Raw genomic sequence first — 18,433 nt, forward strand, 5'->3', positions numbered from 1 at the left:
AGGCTCTCCACTCTCTGATGCGGTTATTGATAGGAAAGGCGCAGCAAGGCGCGTGTCTCTTGAGATTCCTGGTGCACTTCAGCACGCATGCTTCCGAGGCTCTGCTGAAGAGCTTGTTGTCCCTCAATGACGAGTTCAAACTTGTGCTGAAGATCTTCGATCAACACGCCGGCATGGCGTTGCGCTTCATCGATTCGGTCACGCAGCCGACCTTCTACGGCTCCTGTCGCTTCCGCAACGATGTGTCGGATCTGGGCCAGCGATTCTGTGTCCATACCGTCCTCCTGAAAGAGGGATACTCTAGGCGATTAGGATCATGAATTCAACCGCGAGTGAGAACCGAGATGCGCCCATGAGCGATCAGGAGAGGAGCCGTCACAGGGGGAACCAGTCCGAGTGCTGGCTCATCGGTGGCGGCGAAATGGGCGACCTGGTGCGCGCCAAGGACTGGTCACACACGCCGCTGGGACCGATCGAGTCCTGGCCGCAGAGCCTGCGGACGACGGTGAGTCTGTGTCTCGCCTCCAATTTTCCCATTTCCATCGCTTGGGGGCCGCAACGCGTGCAAATCTACAACGACGGCTACTGGCCGATCTGCGCCGCCAAACATCCCCGGTCGATGGGGCAAGACTTCAAAGAATGCTGGCTCTCCGCCTGGCCGGTCATCGGCGATGCGTTCGAGCGCGCCTCCAACGGCGAAACCTGTTTTCTCGTCAACCAGCGGATGTTCCTCGACCGTCTGGGCTACCTGGAAGAAACCTTCTTCACGTTTTCCTTCAGCCCCATCAGGGATGAATCGGGGCGGCATCGGCGGCCTGTTCCATCCGGTGACGGAGTTGACCCAGCAGTCGCTCGCGGAGCGGCGGTTGCGGGTGTTGCGCGATCTTGCCGACCGGAGCGCGACCGCGACATCCATCGACGAGGGGTTGGCGGTGATCGCTCACACGTTGGAAGCAAGCGAGCTGGATGTGCCGTTCGCCCTGTTCTATCGCCTGGACTCAGAGGGCAAATCCGCGCGGCGAGTCGCGCTGGTGGGGTTGCAACCGGGATCGGCCTTGGCGCCGGATCGCATCCACTTGGATGTGTCCGGCGAGGCGTCCTGGCCGCTGGCCAAGGCGCAGGCCGCCGGTGAATCGCTCATGGTCGGGGATCTCGCCAGGCGGTTTGGGCCGTTTCAGTGCCGGCCCTACGACGAAGCGCCGCATTCAGGGATCGTCCAGCCCATTCTTCTGCCGGGGCTCACGCAGCCCTTCGGCTTTCTGGTGACCGGCGTCAGCTCCCGCCGTCCGTTGGACGAACCCTACCGCACCTTCCACGACATGCTCGGCGAGGCCGCGGGTAACGCATTGGCCAAGGCTCGCGCCTATGAAGAAGAACGCAAGCGCGCCGAAGCGCTGGCCGAACTGGACCGCGTCAAGACGGTGTTCTTTTCCAACGTGAGCCATGAATTCCGCACGCCGCTCACGCTGATGCTCGGGCCGCTGGAGGATGCGCTGGCTCACGCCCATGGCATTCTCCCCCCTGGTGCGGCCCAGGACTTGGAGACTTCCCATAGGAACGCCCTCCGCCTCCTGAAGCTCGTCAATACCATGTTGGATTTTTCCCGCATCGAAGCCGGGCGCATTCAGGCTTCGTACCATCCGACCGATCTGGCCTCCTTGACCGCGGAGCTCGCCAGTAACTTCCGGTCGGCCTGCGAAAAGGCCGGTTTGCGGCTCGTCATCGATTGCCTGCCGCTCTCCGAACCGGTCTATGTCGATCGCGACATGTGGGAGAAGATCGTGCTGAACCTCATCTCGAACGCGTTCAAGTTCACGTTGGATGGGGAAATTGAAGTGAGCTTAAAAGAAGTGGGCAGCGGGCGGTGGGTCGTGGATAGTGATGAGCGGGAGGGGAAAAGCGATGGCATCATGCTGCGCGTTAGAGACACCGGCGTCGGCATTCCATCGGATGAATTGCCGCGCATGTTCGAGCGATTTCACCGCGTTGAACGCAGTCGCGGGCGTACGCATGAAGGCACGGGCATCGGTCTGGCGCTCGTGCAGGAACTCGTGAAGCTCCATGGCGGCACTGTGCAGGTGGACAGCATCTTCGGTAAGGGAAGCGCATTCACGGTGACGATCCCGTTCGGTAACGCCCATTTGCCGGAGGACCGTATCAACGCCGGCCGCACCTTGGCCTCCACGGCCACCGGCGCCGCGCCCTTCGTGGAAGAAGCGCTGCGATGGATGCCCGAAAACAGTCTATCCGGTCTCTCTGGTCTATCTCGTGTACCTGGTGACCAGACAGACCGAATAGACAAGGCAGATTTCGGCACCATCCGTCCCCGCGTGCTCGTGGTCGAGGATAATGCCGACATGCGCGAGTATCTCCGCCGGCTTCTGAACCGGAACTACGACGTTGAAGCCGTGGCGGATGGGCAGGTCGCTCTGCAGCGGATTCAGGCTGACCTGCCCGACCTCGTGCTCTCCGACGTGATGATGCCGAGGCTGGATGGCTTCGGGTTGCTGCGCGCGCTGCGGGACGATCCCGCGACAAAGACGATCCCGGTTATTTTGCTGTCGGCGCGGGCCGGCGAAGAATCGCGGGTCGAGGGGCTGGGGCAGGGCGCCGATGACTATCTCACCAAGCCCTTCAGCGCCCGGGAATTGCTGGCGCGCGTCGAGGCGCACATTCGGCTCCAGCGTGTCCGCCGCGAGGCCGAAGCGCGGCTCCGTTCGCTTGCCGGGCGGCTAGAAAGCTTAGTGAAGGAACGCACGCAGGAACTCGAACAGTCGCGGGAACGACTGCGCGCGCTGGCGACCGAGCTCAATCTGGCCGAGCAGCGGGAGCGTAGACGGCTGGCGACGGAGCTGCATGACCATTTGCAACAAATGCTGGTGCTCGGAAAGCTCAAGCTCGGCCAAGGCAAACGACTGGCGAACGTGGAACCCACAGCGGTCAAACTGATCAAGGAGACGGACGAGGTGTTATCGGATGCCTTGACCTATACCCGCACCATGGTGGCCGAGTTGAGCCCGCCGGTCTTGCGGGAGTTCGGGCTCTCGGCCGGACTCAAGTGGCTGGGTGAGTACATGAAGAAGCGCGAGCACAGGGTGGCCGTCGTTGTGCCGGACAGCGGCGCTCTCAAATTGCCGGACGATCAAGTCATCCTATTGTTTCAATCCGTGCGCGAGTTGCTGATCAATTCATCGAAACATGCCGAGACCAGTGAAGCCAAGGTCACCATGGAACAGCGCGATGGAAATTTGTTCATCACCGTGAGTGATGAGGGGAAAGGCTTCGATCTTGCTGCTGCTCCTCCTGCTGAAGTGCCTAGTGGCGGCCTCTCATCCAAATATGGCCTGTATAGCATTCAGGAGAGGATGCTTGCGCTGGGCGGGTCGTTCGACATCCGCTCCGCGCCCGGCCAAGGCACGACGGCCATGCTCAGTTTGCCGCTGTCGGGCCGTGCCGATGACGCCAGGGTAATGAGCGCCGACCCGCCGGAGGTTCGGCCGTCGGTCCGCCTGGACGAGCCCGCGAGGCGAGCACCGAAGGCTCGGCAGCCGGTGAAACGAAAAGGGGTGAAAACGGTGCAGGTCTTGTTGGTCGACGATCATGAAATGATCCGACAAGGATTGCGGATGGTCCTGGAAAGCTACAACGACGTGACCATCGTGGGGGAAGCCGTGAACGGTGAAGAGGCGCTGGCGGCGGTCGAGAAGCTTCGTCCCGATGTCGTGATCATGGATATCAACATGCCGAGGATGAACGGCATCGAAGCGACGGGGCGGATCAAGCATCGGTATCCGGAGACGGCCGTGATCGGATTGTCGATGAACATGAGAGAAGCGGATCGACAGGCCATGAGGCAGGCCGGAGCCGTCCATCTGATGACGAAGGAATCGGCGGTCGAACAACTGTATGACGCTATTCAAGAGGCCATGAAGAATAGGGAACCGGCGGGCTAGCGGCCTCGCAATCGCCGGCTGATCGGTCGAGCGGCAGACGGTTGTGCGCGGCGAGGGGATGGGTCTCCTCTTCACCGATCTCATCCAAGATCTCGTCGAGAACGCCGATGGCTCGGTTGTAATCGTCCTTTGTCTGCAAGGGACCGATTGGAACCAATCGCCGAACACGGTGATAATCGGCATTGGCTTCATGAATGTATTCAGCCAGCATTAATTCCTCCACTCGCCTCGGCTGTACTCAGCGTCACGCTACCGTATCAACAGAGCCGCGGCCTGAAAGTCTGCCCGCGGTCTAGGAGGTCTTGGCGCAGCGGAACCCGTAGCCGAACTGGCGACCAGACGGGTCCGCATTGAACCGGAATGAAGAGCGCAAAAATTCTTGAACATACAGCCAGTTGCCGCCCCGCACGACTTTAGACTTACCCGTGGTCGGTCCTTGAGGATTCTTCATCGGGCTCTTCTTGTAATAGTCATGGTCATACCAGTCGTTGACCCATTCCCACGCATTGCCGGCCATGTCGTAAATACCATAGGGGCTCTTGCCCATTTCGAACATCCCCACCGGCACCAAGGCCATGTGATAGGCCCATTCCTTCTTGCCGAAATTCGCGTGGAGCCTGGTGGGGGTCTCGTTGCCCCAGGGGTAGAGGCGGCCGTCCGTCCCCCGCGCCGCCTTTTCCCACTCCGCTTCGGTCGGCAGACGCTTGCCGGCCCATTTGCAGAAGGTGGCTGCATCCGACCAGCTGACGTTCACGACCGGACGTTTCTGATGGCGGGGTTCGTTCATGATCTCCCACTCCGGCGGCGCCTCCGCGCCCGTCGCCTCCAAATACTTGGCATACTGCCCCACCGTCACGTGGTACTTGTCCATATGGAACGCGTCAAGATAGACGCGATGCACGGGCTTTTCGTCGGTTTTCAGCGTGCTCCCCATCGTGAATTCTCCTGCCGGCACCGGCGCCATCGGCACGTCGCGGGGATCGGTCGGGAACGCCTCTCCCGCTGACCCATCCGGTTTGAGGCTACCCGGCGAGGTGGTCGCACGCCGTCCAGGGACTTTCGCTTGTAACTGTTGATAGACGGCCAGTTGCTCAGCATTGAGGCCCAGCTCATGAGCGCCGTCCAGGGCCTCCTCCGCCTGCTTCATCTTGTCGGCCTGAGTTTGCCCACCGGCAAGCAGACTCTTCGCTGTCTCCAGCAAACGCCACGCGGTCACTTCCTCCAGCGATTGCCACACCTTCATTTTGCTTAACCGTGGTTCCCTCGTCCCCGTGATCCGGGATTTCGCATCCAGATGCAACGCGGTCTCGTAATGTTCTTCCGCGCAGTCCCAGGCTGCTAATCCTCGACAGGCCTCGGCCAGGTTGAAATGAGCCTGCACATTCGACGAATTCTTGATGAGCCCTGCCTCCAGCGTCGCGCGCGCTTCGGCATATTGCTTGTGCTTTAAAAAACTCTCTCCTTTGGCGAAGTCCTGCTCGCCGGCGTCGGCTGCCAGCGCCATGGCGTTGGCGGTCATGTTCAAACATAGGACAACACTCAGCACCCCCAGCGTCTGTCTCATACACGCGTCCCTCCAACTTGTGACTGCCCTATGGCCGTGGATCCCGCCTCCCGGTAAGGCGAGCCGTCCGCCGTCGTGAACACAGCCGTCATGGCCGGAAAGATAACATAACCTGCTCTCAGCATAAAGAAGCCTCAGCGAGCGACCACGTGCGCGAGTGGATTCGCGACTCAGACTGTCGCCTTCTGGGACAAAGGTTCAGCGGCGCCTGTCGCAAAGGGCGACCATTGTCGATCGTTGCCCGTCCCATTCCGCAGAACTAGTCCATTTCCAAGGCGGACTATCAGATTTTCTTTCGGTTCCTTCCTTGCAATGACTGGTCGAAAGGGCCGGTCCATCGGTATAAAAAGATGATAGGCAGTGCGTTAACCATGAAGAGGAGGCACGGCAACAGACATGAAATCGCGCTGGTGCACGGTGGTCGTTGTTCTTTGGGTCATGACAATCGCGGTGCTGGGATGGTTCTTCATCAAGGGCGTGACGGCGAAGGGAAGCGACGGGCGCACGGAAATACTGCTGGCGGCCGCTGAACGCGATCACATTCTTGCGGAAATGCGGCAGCTCTTGAAAGCGGTGGACGGCGTCGTCAGGGAACTGGGAGAGCCGAAGCCCGATCTGAAGCAGATGGAAGCAGCGGCCAGGGAGGTCGGGACGCACATGGCTGCCGATACAGAGCCGGCCATCATGGCCAAGCTGCCGCTGCCGTTTAAGCAGATGGGCATGTCGATCCACAAGGACATGGATGCGCTGGCCGATGCGATCGTGAAGGAGGAGACACCTCAACAAATTTTGAAACGACTCTCGAGCATGACGGCCCGCTGCACGGCCTGTCATGACATGTACAGATTCAGCTGCAATCCCTCCAGTCTCTTCAAACACACACAGGTAAACCACGGTCCCGTCGCAAACTAGGTCATTTACCAGGTCATATGGATGTCTCTTTCTTCTAGGCTAGAGACTTCGGCAGCAAGGAGGCGACTTTATCGACATGGCAACGCCGATGGAGGACGAACAGGCATAGGCCCGGCATCCTGCCGAGGCGAACTCGAGGCTGAGGATACGAGTCCAGGAGGAGTCCGCTCATCTACCGGAAATAATGCCCCGGGCGGGAATGGAGGTGTCCATGTACATCCAGGCGATTCAAAACAGAGAGGAAGAAAGCGGCACAACCACCTTCAACAGTGCATGCGCTCATCAGCGTCTTATTGATGATATTTTGACCAGAGGCGGCAAACGCACAGGCAAGGTTCGCTGTCTTGAGTGTAGCGCTGAGATCGACGATCCATATCGCGGTCAAAGGTAACTGTCTTGATCGAATGAAGCGTGCTCGTCGTCCCGGTGTCACGTATAAAGGCCCATCCATTCAGCCTTATGAGCCGATAGGAGTGCCGTATGTCGAGCCGTATGTCAGTAAGTTCAGTCGCTCCTGCGCGGAGTTCCGTCCCCGACCGGACGAAGATGAAATCCATTCGCGTGCTTCTGGTGGACGACCACTTCCTCGTCCGTCAAGAATTACGGAAGTATCTGAGCCATCACCTCGACATTGAATTGGTGGGCGAGGCCACGAATGGGGAAGAGGCGGTCAAGCTGACGGACCTGCTCAAGCCCGATGTCGTGGTGATGGACATCAACATGCCGAGGATGAACGGTATCGAAGCGACAGGATCCATCATGCGAAAGCATCCGCGCCTGCAAGTCATCGGCCTCTCGTTTTACGTCGGAAATGGGAATCGAGAAGCATTCCTGGATGCCGGTGCCTGCCTGTTGCTCGAAAAGGGAACGGCCCATGAACATCTGCCCCATGCGATCTATCAGGCGGTCGACAAAAGCGTCGATACTCAATCGCCCGTTAACCATCCCCTCGCCTAACGGAAGGTGCCCAAAAAGCCCGCGGAGACTTCTCCTCCAACTCGCAACCTCACAAACCTATCGCCTGACCGGTCGTATGAGCCTATCAATCCGTCGACTCTTGGAAACCGGCCGGGTCAATCCGCAGCCGCTGACGAGGCATCGATTCAATTTCAGCGATATGGGGAGGGCCTTTGAGTTGAGGAGAACGAAGGCAGACGGCGTGTTGAAGCCGCTCATCACGTTTGTGTGAAGGAAAGCGCCGGCTGAAGACCGGGCGTGAAATTATCGATCGTTCATGCAACACCGAGGTCAGGTAGCGAGGTTCCGGAACAACCAAAAAGGAGGAGAACTCATGAGACCGAACTCTCTCACGGTTTTTGCACTGGCCATGCTGGTATCGCCGACTGCCGTCATGACGGTAGCCGACTCAGCCCTTGGAGGGGAACACAACAAGATCGAGATGGCGGCCACGGCCAAGGTCACAATCGATGAGGCGATCAAAACGGCGTCGGAGAAAATCGCGGGCAAGATCATCGAGGCAGAGTTGGAGCGGAAACATAACAGACTGGTGTGGGAAGTCGAAGTCCTCACGGCCGCGGGCAAAGTCATGGAGGTCCATATCGATGCCGAGACCGGTGCGGTGATCGATGTGGAAGAAGAGAAATCAAAGTCGGGGAAGCTCAAACGACCAGGGTCCTGAAAAACAGTAGGTTGTGACAGCCTCTTGAGCGGTCCGGTTCGTCCGCTACATATACAGGAAGAGAGCCGCCACAACGCCGAAGAATTCCGTGGTGTTCCTGCCTCTGAGGCTGAACCATGGACCGGCGATAAGCCCGACGTGTTGATTGAAGTTGTATTCCACGGCCGGAGCAATCGTGAGCAGATTGCCATACCCTCTTCCAACCATCGCTGGTTCGCCGCTTACTCCGACCCCTGTTGTTCCGGAAAAATCCGTCGCATTGATCGTCTGAAACCCGATATCGAGCGCGAGGACCAGATGTCGTGTGAGGCTGTATTCTCCCGCGACAATCAACGTGGTCACCGATCCTGGCTCAACGCGGCCTTCCGTGCCGAACCCTCCGCCGTAGGTGTTGAATCCCTCCACAGTGACGGGTGAAAAGAAGCCGTATGTCGCGTTCACACGATACCTGAATACCTGATCCTTCCCCAACCGTATCGCTTTCTGCAGTCCGATGCCCAGCGTCGTCGCAAACGAGCCGCCTCCGGTACCGCCCAGACCTTGTGATGGACCGAGACGGTTGTAGCGTCCGGTCGGAAATACCTCCTGGACCCAGATCCGGACATTGGGAAGCCACGAATCGGCGGGGCTTCTCAGGACTTGAAAGCCAAGCTGAAGCGGAAAGTCGCCGAACCCGGAGATGGACTCGCCTTCCCCGGAATTCTGGAGCCACTGCGGCGCGATTTCGACATCGATCCGGTTCGTTACGCCATAGATGAAGTACGTTTGTTGGATGATCGTGCGCGAGACAGTCGTCGATTGGAGGCGCCAATTGTCGTTATACAATCCGCCATATCGCGTATAGTAGACGTACGGTTCAACCACGGCGCGTCCGCGATCGAGCGTCAGGCCTCGTGTCGAGAGCAGCGTGCCGGTGAACCAGGGACCGTCAGGTTGAGACTGACGGTTTTGGGAAGTTTCGCCCCACGCGACTTCTGAAAAACAGATACATGCGACGAAGAGGAAAAGAAATAACTGTCCTTCGGCAAGAGCGCGTTCACGGTTTGCGGGCATGTCACCGTATTGTTTCCCATTTCAATAGCGCAGACTCCACTCGCTTGTTCCCCAGTCGGTATTGAGGCATATCGCCCCAAGACGAGAAGGCTTTATGCCGCGTATGGCGACAGTTGTCGTTACATTCAGGCTGCTGCAATTCTCCAGCGCCGTGCTCGCAACGCACATTACCCTCGACATTGCGCGGTGTTGATAGCGCGCGATGCGATCCACGATCGATGAGACGGGCCAATATACATGATCCGGCATTTGTCTTGCTGCAAAAGACGCTGTGTCCGCTGGAAGGTGATGGTGCGCCGAACGTTGGAATATACCGACTTCACCATGACATATTTTCTTTGTAGCACAAATGGAGAAGGTTATGGGAGGCCGGCGACCGTCGACGCTTCGCTAAGAAAGGATTCGGCATGAACGACTTGTTGATCAATCGGGTCCTCGTCGCCACGGATTTTTCCGAGTGCGCGAGGCGCGCCGGTGAGTACGGCATGTGTGTTGCGCAGGCTTGGTCCGCTCATGTGGACTTGCTTTACTGGTCGATGTGTGGCGAGGATTGGAGTTCGATGCGCCGATTGCCGATCCTCTCCTGGAGATGAGGCGGAAGGAGGCGGAGCGACGCTTGAGTGGCCTGGCGACTCGCGTGAAACAGGAAGGACTTGGGGTGGATTGGCATTTGCGCGAGGGCGTTCCCAGCGAGCAGATCGGACAGGCTGCGCTCGAACATCGAGCCGACCTTGTCGTCGTCGGCACGAATGGAAGGACCGGACTGGACCATATCCTGCTGGGCAGCACGGCGGAGCGCGTCATCAAGCAGGCGCCTTGTCCCGTGCTCACGGTGAGGGTCGCCCGTCTCCACGGTCAGAAGTCTGAGGAGGGACCGCCATGTATCCGGCATCTGCTGGTTCCCATCGATTTTTCGAGTCCGTCCCTTGACGCGCTGGAGTATGCGATTCAGGTGGTCGATCGCTTCGGAACCAAACTCACCCTGCTCCATGTGCTGGAACCGATCTATCACGATCTGGAATTGGGGTTGGGCCGGATCGAGCAGGAGGTCCAGAAGCGGACGCACTGGGACGCTCAATTGGATGGTCTTGCGCAAGTGGTGAGGGAACGAGGTTTGGCGGCGGGGTCGATCGTGCTCGGAGGGATTCCGTCGGAGTCGATTGTGACCCATGCCCGTGGGCAGGGCTGCGATTTGATCGTCATGGGCACCCATGGACGGCGAGGACTCGCTCGTCTGCGGTATGGCAGCGTGGCTGAATCCGTCCTTCTGCAGGCGCCCTGTCCCGTGCTCACGGTCCGAAGTCCGAAGTTCAGCCCTAACCATAACCGCATGATGCCCCTGTCGATGACAGAGTCCTAACAATGAATGGAGCAAGGCGTGGTTTCTCACCGCTGAGCGAGCCGGGCTTCGCCGCGTGGTACTCCGGTGTACCGGACGCATGCACATAAGGAGTATAGACAATGGAATCTCGGGACATTTACATCACCAAATTCGACCTGGTTAGACTCAAGGAACTGCTGGAGGTGGGGATCGGCTTCAAGGAGCGGGACCGAGAATATCTGGAGAGTTTACAGGATGAGTTGGACAGGCCCATATCGTCGAGCCTACCGCAATTCCTGATAACGTGGTCACGATGAATTCTCAAATTCGCCTCAAGGATATGGAGACGGGCGAAGAGAAAAGTTATACCCTTGTATTCCCATCCGATGCAGATATTGAGAAGAATCGAATCTCGATTCTTGCTCCCATCGGCACCGCCATTCTCGGCTATCGGGCGGGTGACACTGTGGAGTGGCTCGTGCCGGCCGGGAAACGCAAGGTGCGGATCGAAGAAATTCTTTATCAGCCCGAGGCAGCCGAACGCTATGATTTGTAACGGCCGTCCTGAGTCGTGCAAAACATTGATTGAGCACCAGCGGTGAGATGTATGGAATGGCGGCTTCCACGGATTATTTCTGGTTCGCCAGGCCCGGAAGCAGTTCGGTCAAGCCATCGGCGAGGAATTCGACTCCCACGGCCGCCAGTAGCAATCCCAGCAAGCGGGTGACGATGTTGATGCCTGTCGTGCCCAACATGACTCCGATTCGGTCCGAAAGGCTCAGCGCGATCCACACTGAGCCGGCGACGCAGAGGACAGTGAGAAATAGCATGGTCATATCAAACCATGTTGTCGCCTGGTCGGCATAAATGATCACGGTGCTGATCGCGCCGGGCCCTGCCACAAGCGGAATGCCCAAAGGAACGACGGCCACCTCGTCACGTACTGCCGCCTCTTTCGACTCTTCCGCCGTGTGACGGGTCGGGCTCGGTCGAGCTTGCAGCATGGCGATGGCCATCAAGAGGATAAGAATTCCGCCGCCGGCGCGGAATGAGGCCATACGAATTCCGAATAAATGGAGGATGGCCTCGCCCAGGAACATAGTTGTAATAAGGACGATGACCACCGTTGTTGCAGTGAGACGCGCCGTGTGTCGCCTCTGGTCCTCGGTTTGCCGGTTGGTCAGGCTTATAAAAAGCGGCGTGACTCCGATCGGATTGGCGATGACGAACAATGCCGTGGCATTGTGCGCATAGGTACCCCAGTCATGCATCGATACACTCCTTCGCCCGCGAGTGAATGGAGGCGGCAGGCGCATGTGAACTGTAGACTTCTGTTGAGATGGCTGACAACATGAATCGACAGAAACCGAGCCCGTTCATTCTCATGATCAACGGAGGATCGTCCAGCATCAAGTTTGCTTTATTTCGACACATGGATTCTCCTGTGTCGGTGACACGCGGCATGGTCGATCGGATCGGCCTGCCGAACAGCGAGATGCTTGTCACCGACGCGGCCACGCAACAATCGAGTCGTCGGACCGTTCACGCACCGGATCATCGTACGTGTGTCGGGTTTATAACCGAATGGTTGGATCAGCAGGTCGGTAGGGGGCGTCTCTATGCTGTCGGACATCGTATCGTCCATGGCGGCAAGACCTATAGCAGACCTGAACGAGTGACGCCCGAGTTGTTGGCGGAGCTTCGACGACTCTGTCCCTATAGCCCTGAGCATCTGCCGGCGGAAATTATCTTGATCGAATCGTTTCGTCGGTATAATGCGAGGCTTACCCAAGTCGCCTGTTTCGATACGGCATTTCACCGGGACATACCGCGGGTGGCGCGACTGCTGCCGATTCCGAGGCGGTATGAGAAGCAGGGTATTCAGCGCTATGGGTTTCACGGGTTGTCGTACACATTTCTAATGCGAGAATTGAAGAGAGTGGGTGTGCCTGGCGAGGCCGAAGGCCGTGTCATTCTCGCGCATCTCGGAAACGGAGCGAGCATGGCGGCGGTCAAGGATGGGCGTCCGATCGATACGACGATGGGCTTTACTCCGGCTTCCGGCCTTCCCATGAGCCGTCGATCGGGTGATCTCGATCCGGGGCTTGTGTCTTATTTGGCAAGAACAGAAGGCATGAACGCGGATGAGTTTCACAAGATGGTGAATACGGAATCGGGTTTGCTGGGGGTCTCTGAACTCAGCTCCGACATGCGTGATTTACTGGAGCAGGAGCGGAGCGATCCACGAGCGGCCGAAGCCGTTGCGTTATTTTGTTATCACGCGAAAAAATGGATTGGGGCGCTCACTGCGACATTAGGAGGATTGGACACATTGGTCTTCACCGCCGGGATCGGGGAGAAGTCTCCGATCATTCGCGCGCGCATCTGCGCCGGCTTGGAATTTCTCGGCCTGTCGCTCGATCCGATGCGCAACGAGGCCGGTGAAGCGGTGATATCCAAAGAAGGCGGCAAGGTGGCCGTCCGCGTCATGCATACCGACGAAGAGAGCGAGATCGCCAGGTCTGTCCGGGAATTGCTCGGTGAACCGACACGATGAACGAGGAGATCATGCCACGAATGAAGACGACAACACGAAACTCGGAATTGCTTGCGCGGATGGATGCCTATTGGCGAGCGGCCAATTATCTCTCCGTCGGCCAGATTTATCTGTACGACAATCCGTTGCTGACACAGGGGCTGATACGCGCTCATGTCAAGCCTCGCTTGCTCGGTCATTGGGGCACGACTCCCGGATTGAATTTCATCTATGTGCATCTGAACCGGCTCATCACGCGACATGATCTCAACATGATCTATATCGCCGGTCCGGGTCATGGCGGACCGGGTCTCGTCGCCAACGCCTACCTCGAAGGCACGTACAGCGAAGTCTATCCGGACGTCTCGCAGGACGAGCAGGGCATGAAACGGTTGTTCAAGCAGTTCTCGTTTCCCGGCGGTATTCCCAGCCACGTCGCGCCGGAAACGCCGGGTTCCATTCATGAGGGCGGCGAATTGGGCTACTCATTGTCGCATGCCTATGGCGCGGTGTTCGACAATCCGGATCTCATCGCCGCCTGCGTGGTCGGCGACGGGGAAGCGGAAACCGGTCCCCTCGCCACGAGCTGGCATTCCAACAAGTTTCTGAATCCGGTCACCGATGGGGTCGTCCTGCCGATTCTCCATTTGAACGGGTACAAGATCGCCAATCCCACGGTCCTGGCCAGGATCGGTCAGGACGAGCTGGAGCAACTGTTTCGCGGCTACGGCCACCGCCCCTATTTCGTCGAGGGCCGCGATCCGTCGGAGATGCACCGGCTGATGGCGGAGACGCTTGATGCCGTCATGCAAGACATCCGACGAATCAAAACGGAATCGCGCACAGAGGGCGCCCCAAAGCGACCGCTCTGGCCCATGATCGTGCTCCGAACACCCAAAGGCTGGACCTGTCCTCCGCAGATCGACGGCAAGCGGACCGAGGATTACTGGCGTTCGCACCAGGTCCCCATGGGCGACATGGACAAGCCGGCGCATGTGAAGATTCTTGAACAGTGGATGAAGAGCTACAAGCCTCAGGACCTGTTCGACAAGTCGGGGCGATTGAAGCCCGAACTCGCCGAACTGGCGCCCAAGGGTGATCGGCGCATGAGCGCAAATCCTCATGCAAACGGTGGGTTGCTGTTGAAGGATTTACGGCTGCCGGATTTTCGTCGATACGCCGTTGCCGTGAAACAGCCCGGCGCCGTCCAAGCCGAGGCGACCCGCGTCATGGGAGCGTTTCTGCGGGACACGATGAAGATCAACATGGAGCGCCGGAACTTCCGCCTCTTCAGCCCGGATGAGAACAATTCCAACCGTTGGCAAGACGTCTTGGACGTCACCGACCGTGCCTGGATGGCGGAGCGCCGGCCCGACGACGACCACCTGGCGCCGGACGGCCGGGTGATGGAGATGCTCAGCGAGCACCAGTGCCAGGGCTGGCTGGAAGGGTATCTCTTGACCGGCCGACATGGCTTCTTCTCCTGTTATGAAGCGTTCATCCACATCATCGATTCCATGTTCAACCAACATGCCAAGTGGCTCAAGGTCTGCAACCGCATTCCATGGCGACGACCGATCGCCTCGCTGAATTACTTGTTGTCCTCCCATGTCTGGCGGCAGGATCACAACGGCTTCAGCCATCAAGATCCTGGGTTTATCGATCACGTGGTCAACAAGAAAGCCGAGGTGATCCGGGTCTATCTGCCACCCGACGCCAATACGTTGCTGTGTGTCACCGACCATTGTCTGCGCAGTCGCAACCATGTGAACGTCATCGTGGCCGGCAAACAGTCGGCGCCGCAATGGCTCGACATGGATGCGGCGGTGAAGCATTGCACGGCCGGCATCGGCATTTGGGAATGGGCGAGTAACGATCGGAACAGCGAACCGGACGTGGTCATGGCCTGTTGCGGCGATGTCCCCACGCTGGAAACGCTGGCGGCCGTCTCTTTGCTGCGGCAGTACTTGCCGGACGTGAAAGCGCGAGTGGTCAACGTGGTGGATCTCATGAAGCTGCAACCCTCCGCCGAACATCCGAACGGATTATCCGACAGGGACTTCGATGCCTTGTTCACGACGGACAAGCCGATCATCTTCGCGTTCCACGGCTACCCGTGGCTGATCCACCGACTCACCTACCGACGGACGAATCACAAGAATCTGCATGTGCGCGGGTACAAAGAAGAGGGGACCACGTCGACCCCGTTCGACATGGTGGTGATGAACGATCTCGATCGGTTTCATCTGGTCGCTGATGTCATCGACCGGATCCCCCTGCGCGGCTCGCGGGCCGACTATGCCAAGCAGGCCCTCCGCGACAAGCGCATCGAACACAAGCACTATATCGCCGAACACGGCGAAGACATGCCGGAGATCCGCCACTGGAAGTGGGGCGTGAGTCCGAAGCCTGCGCGAAAGGGGCGCAGGTAAACAGCGAACCGCTCCAAGGTGAGACAACGTGCCGCGCATCCGGTCGGTGGTGCTTCTCCATATCTATGAATTTCCTCCCACAATATGCTATCGAATGGCCCCATGAAGGGTGTCCCGCTCGCGTCATGTGACAATACCAAAGGAGGGGAAAGGTATGGGCCGGAGGGTGCTGTCTTGCGATCGATGGATGGTTGGAATACTTTCTCTTATGTTTCTGCTGGTAGGACCAGCCTATGCGGATGATGCGGACAACAAGAAGCCGGATGATCCGAAGCCGAAGGAGGTGCTCGATTGTCGATATGGGCACACCTATAAAAAAAGCGACGGCGAAACCGTCGGAGAAGCCTTTCCTTCCGACGACGTCTTCCGTCCCCTCTTGGCGGACCCCAAGCAGCCGCAGTTCTTTGCGACTTGGCGAGCGACCCGATCACGAACCGACCGCACGACGTCCAACATCGGGTCGGTTGCGATCGGAGAAAACTTCGGCTTTTATACGAGGCGGGAAGGATGCAATGGATGGCAGATAAGCCTGCTCACCGGCATTTTTGCTCAATTCGACTTGGATGAAAAGAACGCCCAACTGATCAACACGGACTTCAATGTCGGCATTCCGATTACCTGGCGCTCGGGAAATTGGTCCGCGCGATTGCGCTATTATCATCAAAGCAGCCACATCGGCGACGAGTTTTTGGCGGCTAATCCAGGGTTCAAGTCGATCACGTTCATCCTTGAGGAAGTGGACGCGATTCTTTCCTATGAATACCGATGGCTGCGCCTCTATGGAGGAGGCGGGTATTTGGTGCATCGCGAGCCGGCCACGTTCGACCGCGGAAAGATCCAGTGGGGATTTGAGGCGCGGGCACCGTCGATGCGCACACGGATCTTGGGGTCGTTCCTTGACCAGCTGGTCGTGACGCCTGTGCTGTCGGCGGATTTCAAGTCGATAGAGGCGCACGGTTGGATCATCGACACCAATGTGCTCGGCGGTTTCGAATGGTCGCGAACCGGTTCGCTCCGCCGGTTTCGGATCTTGGCGACGTATTTCCACGGGTATAATCCCTATGGGCTGTTTGCGATCAACCAGAAAATCGAATCGATAGGGCTTGGGGCCTACTTCATGTTTTAGCGGCTCTCGGAGCGCGGCCCCCGTCTTCTTACAAGGAGCGCGAGCGATGAATAAAACAACCTCCTTTTCCATTTGGTACGTGCTCCTTGCCATTATGGCCGTGGTGCTCGTGCATGACTTTATTCATGCTCTGAACAAGGTCGAAGAACTGCCGTACAGTGAATTCAAGCGGTTGGTCGCAACGGGGAAAGTCGCGGAAGTGTCGGTGACCAACCATGTCCTGACCGGAAAGCTGAAAGCTGAGGGTGAATCAAAAGAGCAGAAGCCCTTCGCGACCGTACGAGTTGAAGATCCCGACCTGGTTCGCGAACTCAACCAAAACGGCGTCACCTTCACGGGAGTCATCGAATCCACATTTTGGCGCGATCTCCTGTCCTGGGTGATCCCGGTCGCCCTATTCGCCGGCATCTGGTTCTTCATCTTTCGCCGGTTCGGCCAGGCCCAAGGCGGCTTCATGCAGGTCGGGCAATCCAAAGCGAAGATCTACGTGGAGAAGGACATCAAGGTCACGTTCGCGGATGTCGCCGGCGTGGACGAAGCCAAGGAAGAACTGGGTGAGGTCATCGAGTTCCTCAAGACGCCGGAGAAGTTCACCAAACTTGGCGGCAAGATCCCCAAGGGAATACTCCTGGTCGGTCCACCCGGGACCGGCAAGACGTTGCTGGCTCGCGCGGTGGCCGGGGAGGCCGGCGTGACGTTCTTCAGCATCAGCGGCTCGGAGTTCGTCGAAATGTTCGTCGGGGTCGGGGCGGCCCGGGTCCGTGATCTTTTCGATCAGGCAAAACTCAAAGCCCCCTGCATTATTTTCATCGATGAGTTGGATGCCCTCGGAAAAGCCCGCGGCGCGGGACCCATGGGGCATGAGGAGCGGGAGCAAACGCTCAATCAGTTGCTGGTCGAGATGGACGGATTCGATCCTCGCATCGGCGTCATTCTCATGGCCGCGACCAACCGTCCTGAGATTCTCGATCCCGCGTTGCTGCGGGCCGGCCGGTTCGATCGTCATGTCGTGGTGGACCGCCCGGATAAGATCGGTCGTCTGGCCATTCTGCGTGTGCATGCCAAGCAGGTGACGCTGGGTCCCGACGCGAATCTCGAAAACATCGCCGCGATGACTCCGGGGTTCTCCGGAGCCGATTTGGCCAACATCATCAATGAGGCGGCGTTGCTGGCGGTGCGGCGCGGCAAGGATCAGGTCGGGTTTTCTGAATTACAGGAGGCGGTCGAGCGGGTCATTGCCGGCTTGGAGAAGAAGAATCGCGTCCTGAATACGATGGAGAAGGAGCGGGTGGCCTACCATGAGACGGGCCATGCCCTCGTCGCCATGTTCTTGCCGGGGATGGATCAGGTGCAGAAGATCTCGATCATTCCGCGCGGCGTGGCGGCGCTCGGCTATACCTTGCAACTTCCGACGGAAGACCGGTTTCTGATGACGAAAACGGAATTGGAGAATAAGGTTGCCGTGCTGCTCGGCGGGCGGATCGCCGAAGAAACAATCTTCGGGGAAGCTTCCACGGGGGCGCAGAACGATCTGGTCAAGGCCACCGACATTGCAAAAAGCATGGTGAAGGCTTATGGAATGAGCGTGAAACTCGGGACCATCACCTTGGAGCGAGAACGGCAGCCCCAATTCCTCCAACTTCCGGTTGCGTCGGAACGAGGCGATTACTCCGAGGAGACCGCTCGTGAAATCGATTGTGAAGTCCGGCGGATCATCGACGAGCAGTATGGACGGGTGACGCGATTGCTGGAGGAGAACAAGGCGGCCCTGCAACAGGGAGCCAAACTGTTGTTGGAACGCGAGGTGATCACAGGGGCGGAGCTGAAAGCGATCATGGCAAGCCGTTGAGTCGATCGGCGATCGTATCGGCCGACCGTTTCAGGTTTGAGGTTTTTG

Annotated in this window: 19 protein-coding genes; 13 read left to right on the top strand and 6 right to left on the bottom strand. The window is 58.4% G+C overall.

The window, feature by feature from the left end:
- Positions 1 to 23 precede the first annotated feature (23 nt).
- Positions 24 to 275, bottom strand: coding sequence for a hypothetical protein (locus COMA2_RS08310; protein ID WP_090896448.1), 252 nt, complete (start codon positions 273 to 275; stop codon positions 24 to 26).
- Between the two features lie 176 nt (positions 276 to 451).
- Complete coding sequence (locus COMA2_RS20440) at positions 452 to 808, bottom strand: hypothetical protein (RefSeq protein ID WP_217490672.1); 357 nt, start codon at positions 806 to 808, stop codon at positions 452 to 454.
- On the opposite strand from COMA2_RS20440, the gene COMA2_RS08315 reads away from it, so the two are divergent.
- The gene (locus COMA2_RS08315) at positions 792 to 3,953 is read left to right on the top strand and encodes a response regulator (protein WP_217490673.1); all 3,162 of its coding nucleotides are present in this window, start codon (positions 792 to 794) and stop codon (positions 3,951 to 3,953) included. The two genes, COMA2_RS20440 and COMA2_RS08315, sit on opposite strands and share 17 nt — an antisense overlap.
- Here COMA2_RS08315 and COMA2_RS08320 read toward each other — a convergent pair.
- Positions 3,913 to 4,164, bottom strand: a complete 252-nt coding sequence (locus COMA2_RS08320; protein ID WP_090896453.1) for a hypothetical protein — start codon at positions 4,162 to 4,164, stop codon at positions 3,913 to 3,915. The two genes, COMA2_RS08315 and COMA2_RS08320, sit on opposite strands and share 41 nt — an antisense overlap.
- Positions 4,165 to 4,245: 81 nt before the next feature.
- Positions 4,246 to 5,517, bottom strand: coding sequence for a formylglycine-generating enzyme family protein (locus COMA2_RS08325; RefSeq protein WP_090896455.1), 1,272 nt, complete (start codon positions 5,515 to 5,517; stop codon positions 4,246 to 4,248).
- A 396-nt stretch (positions 5,518 to 5,913) separates the two neighbouring features.
- Between COMA2_RS08325 and COMA2_RS08330 the strand changes: the two genes are divergently transcribed.
- The 4 genes from COMA2_RS08330 (at position 5,914) to COMA2_RS08345 (ending at position 8,068) form a co-directional block, all read left to right on the top strand.
- Positions 5,914 to 6,429 carry a cytochrome c gene (locus COMA2_RS08330; RefSeq protein WP_090896457.1) on the top strand — a complete coding sequence of 172 codons (516 nt, stop codon included), beginning with the start codon at positions 5,914 to 5,916 and terminating at the stop codon, positions 6,427 to 6,429.
- A 480-nt stretch (positions 6,430 to 6,909) separates the two neighbouring features.
- Positions 6,910 to 7,386 (top strand): response regulator, encoded by a 477-nt coding sequence (locus tag COMA2_RS08340; RefSeq protein WP_090896460.1) that lies wholly within the window; start codon positions 6,910 to 6,912, stop codon positions 7,384 to 7,386.
- Positions 7,387 to 7,462: 76 nt separating this feature from the next.
- A complete protein-coding gene (locus COMA2_RS20125; protein ID WP_175304466.1) occupies positions 7,463 to 7,618 on the top strand; it encodes a hypothetical protein in 156 nt (51 codons plus the stop codon).
- Between the two features lie 102 nt (positions 7,619 to 7,720).
- Positions 7,721 to 8,068: a PepSY domain-containing protein gene (locus tag COMA2_RS08345; protein ID WP_175304467.1), complete on the top strand. Its 348-nt coding sequence runs from the start codon at positions 7,721 to 7,723 to the stop codon at positions 8,066 to 8,068.
- A gap of 45 nt (positions 8,069 to 8,113) precedes the next feature.
- Here COMA2_RS08345 and COMA2_RS08350 read toward each other — a convergent pair whose 3' ends face one another.
- Positions 8,114 to 9,121 (bottom strand): hypothetical protein, encoded by a 1,008-nt coding sequence (locus COMA2_RS08350; RefSeq protein WP_090896467.1) that lies wholly within the window; start codon positions 9,119 to 9,121, stop codon positions 8,114 to 8,116.
- 407 nt (positions 9,122 to 9,528) lie between these two features.
- Between COMA2_RS08350 and COMA2_RS19760 the strand changes: the two genes are divergently transcribed.
- The 4 genes from COMA2_RS19760 (at position 9,529) to COMA2_RS20725 (ending at position 10,998) form a co-directional block, all read left to right on the top strand.
- On the top strand, positions 9,529 to 9,714 hold the full coding sequence (locus COMA2_RS19760; protein WP_139077199.1) for a universal stress protein: 186 nt from the start codon (positions 9,529 to 9,531) through the stop codon (positions 9,712 to 9,714).
- A gap of 23 nt (positions 9,715 to 9,737) precedes the next feature.
- The gene (locus tag COMA2_RS08355; protein ID WP_175304468.1) at positions 9,738 to 10,481 is read left to right on the top strand and encodes a universal stress protein; all 744 of its coding nucleotides are present in this window, start codon (positions 9,738 to 9,740) and stop codon (positions 10,479 to 10,481) included.
- Positions 10,482 to 10,582: 101 nt separating this feature from the next.
- Positions 10,583 to 10,759, top strand: coding sequence for a hypothetical protein (locus COMA2_RS21075; protein ID WP_342672606.1), 177 nt, complete (start codon positions 10,583 to 10,585; stop codon positions 10,757 to 10,759).
- Positions 10,756 to 10,998, top strand: coding sequence for a GreA/GreB family elongation factor (locus COMA2_RS20725; RefSeq protein WP_245630942.1), 243 nt, complete (start codon positions 10,756 to 10,758; stop codon positions 10,996 to 10,998). Before COMA2_RS21075 ends, COMA2_RS20725 begins: the two co-directional genes overlap by 4 nt.
- 73 nt (positions 10,999 to 11,071) lie before the next feature.
- On the opposite strand, the gene COMA2_RS08365 is transcribed toward COMA2_RS20725, so the two are convergent.
- Entirely contained in the window at positions 11,072 to 11,713 is a 642-nt protein-coding gene (locus COMA2_RS08365; protein WP_090896473.1) for a MarC family protein, read from the bottom strand.
- A gap of 80 nt (positions 11,714 to 11,793) precedes the next feature.
- Here COMA2_RS08365 and COMA2_RS08370 point away from each other — a divergent pair, with 80 nt between their 5' ends.
- From COMA2_RS08370 to ftsH, 4 genes are all read left to right on the top strand, one after another.
- Positions 11,794 to 12,999: an acetate/propionate family kinase gene (locus tag COMA2_RS08370; protein WP_090897350.1), complete on the top strand. Its 1,206-nt coding sequence runs from the start codon at positions 11,794 to 11,796 to the stop codon at positions 12,997 to 12,999.
- Positions 13,000 to 13,019: 20 nt separating this feature from the next.
- Positions 13,020 to 15,410, top strand: coding sequence for a phosphoketolase family protein (locus COMA2_RS08375; protein WP_090897352.1), 2,391 nt, complete (start codon positions 13,020 to 13,022; stop codon positions 15,408 to 15,410).
- A gap of 154 nt (positions 15,411 to 15,564) precedes the next feature.
- Positions 15,565 to 16,536: a DUF1207 domain-containing protein gene (locus COMA2_RS08380; protein WP_090896475.1), complete on the top strand. Its 972-nt coding sequence runs from the start codon at positions 15,565 to 15,567 to the stop codon at positions 16,534 to 16,536.
- A gap of 46 nt (positions 16,537 to 16,582) precedes the next feature.
- Positions 16,583 to 18,385 (top strand): ATP-dependent zinc metalloprotease FtsH, encoded by a 1,803-nt coding sequence (gene ftsH / locus COMA2_RS08385; protein WP_090896478.1) that lies wholly within the window; start codon positions 16,583 to 16,585, stop codon positions 18,383 to 18,385.
- Positions 18,386 to 18,433: the final 48 nt, after the last annotated feature.

It is taken from the genome of Candidatus Nitrospira nitrificans (assembly GCF_001458775.1).
Taxonomy (GTDB): domain Bacteria; phylum Nitrospirota; class Nitrospiria; order Nitrospirales; family Nitrospiraceae; genus Nitrospira_D; species Nitrospira_D nitrificans.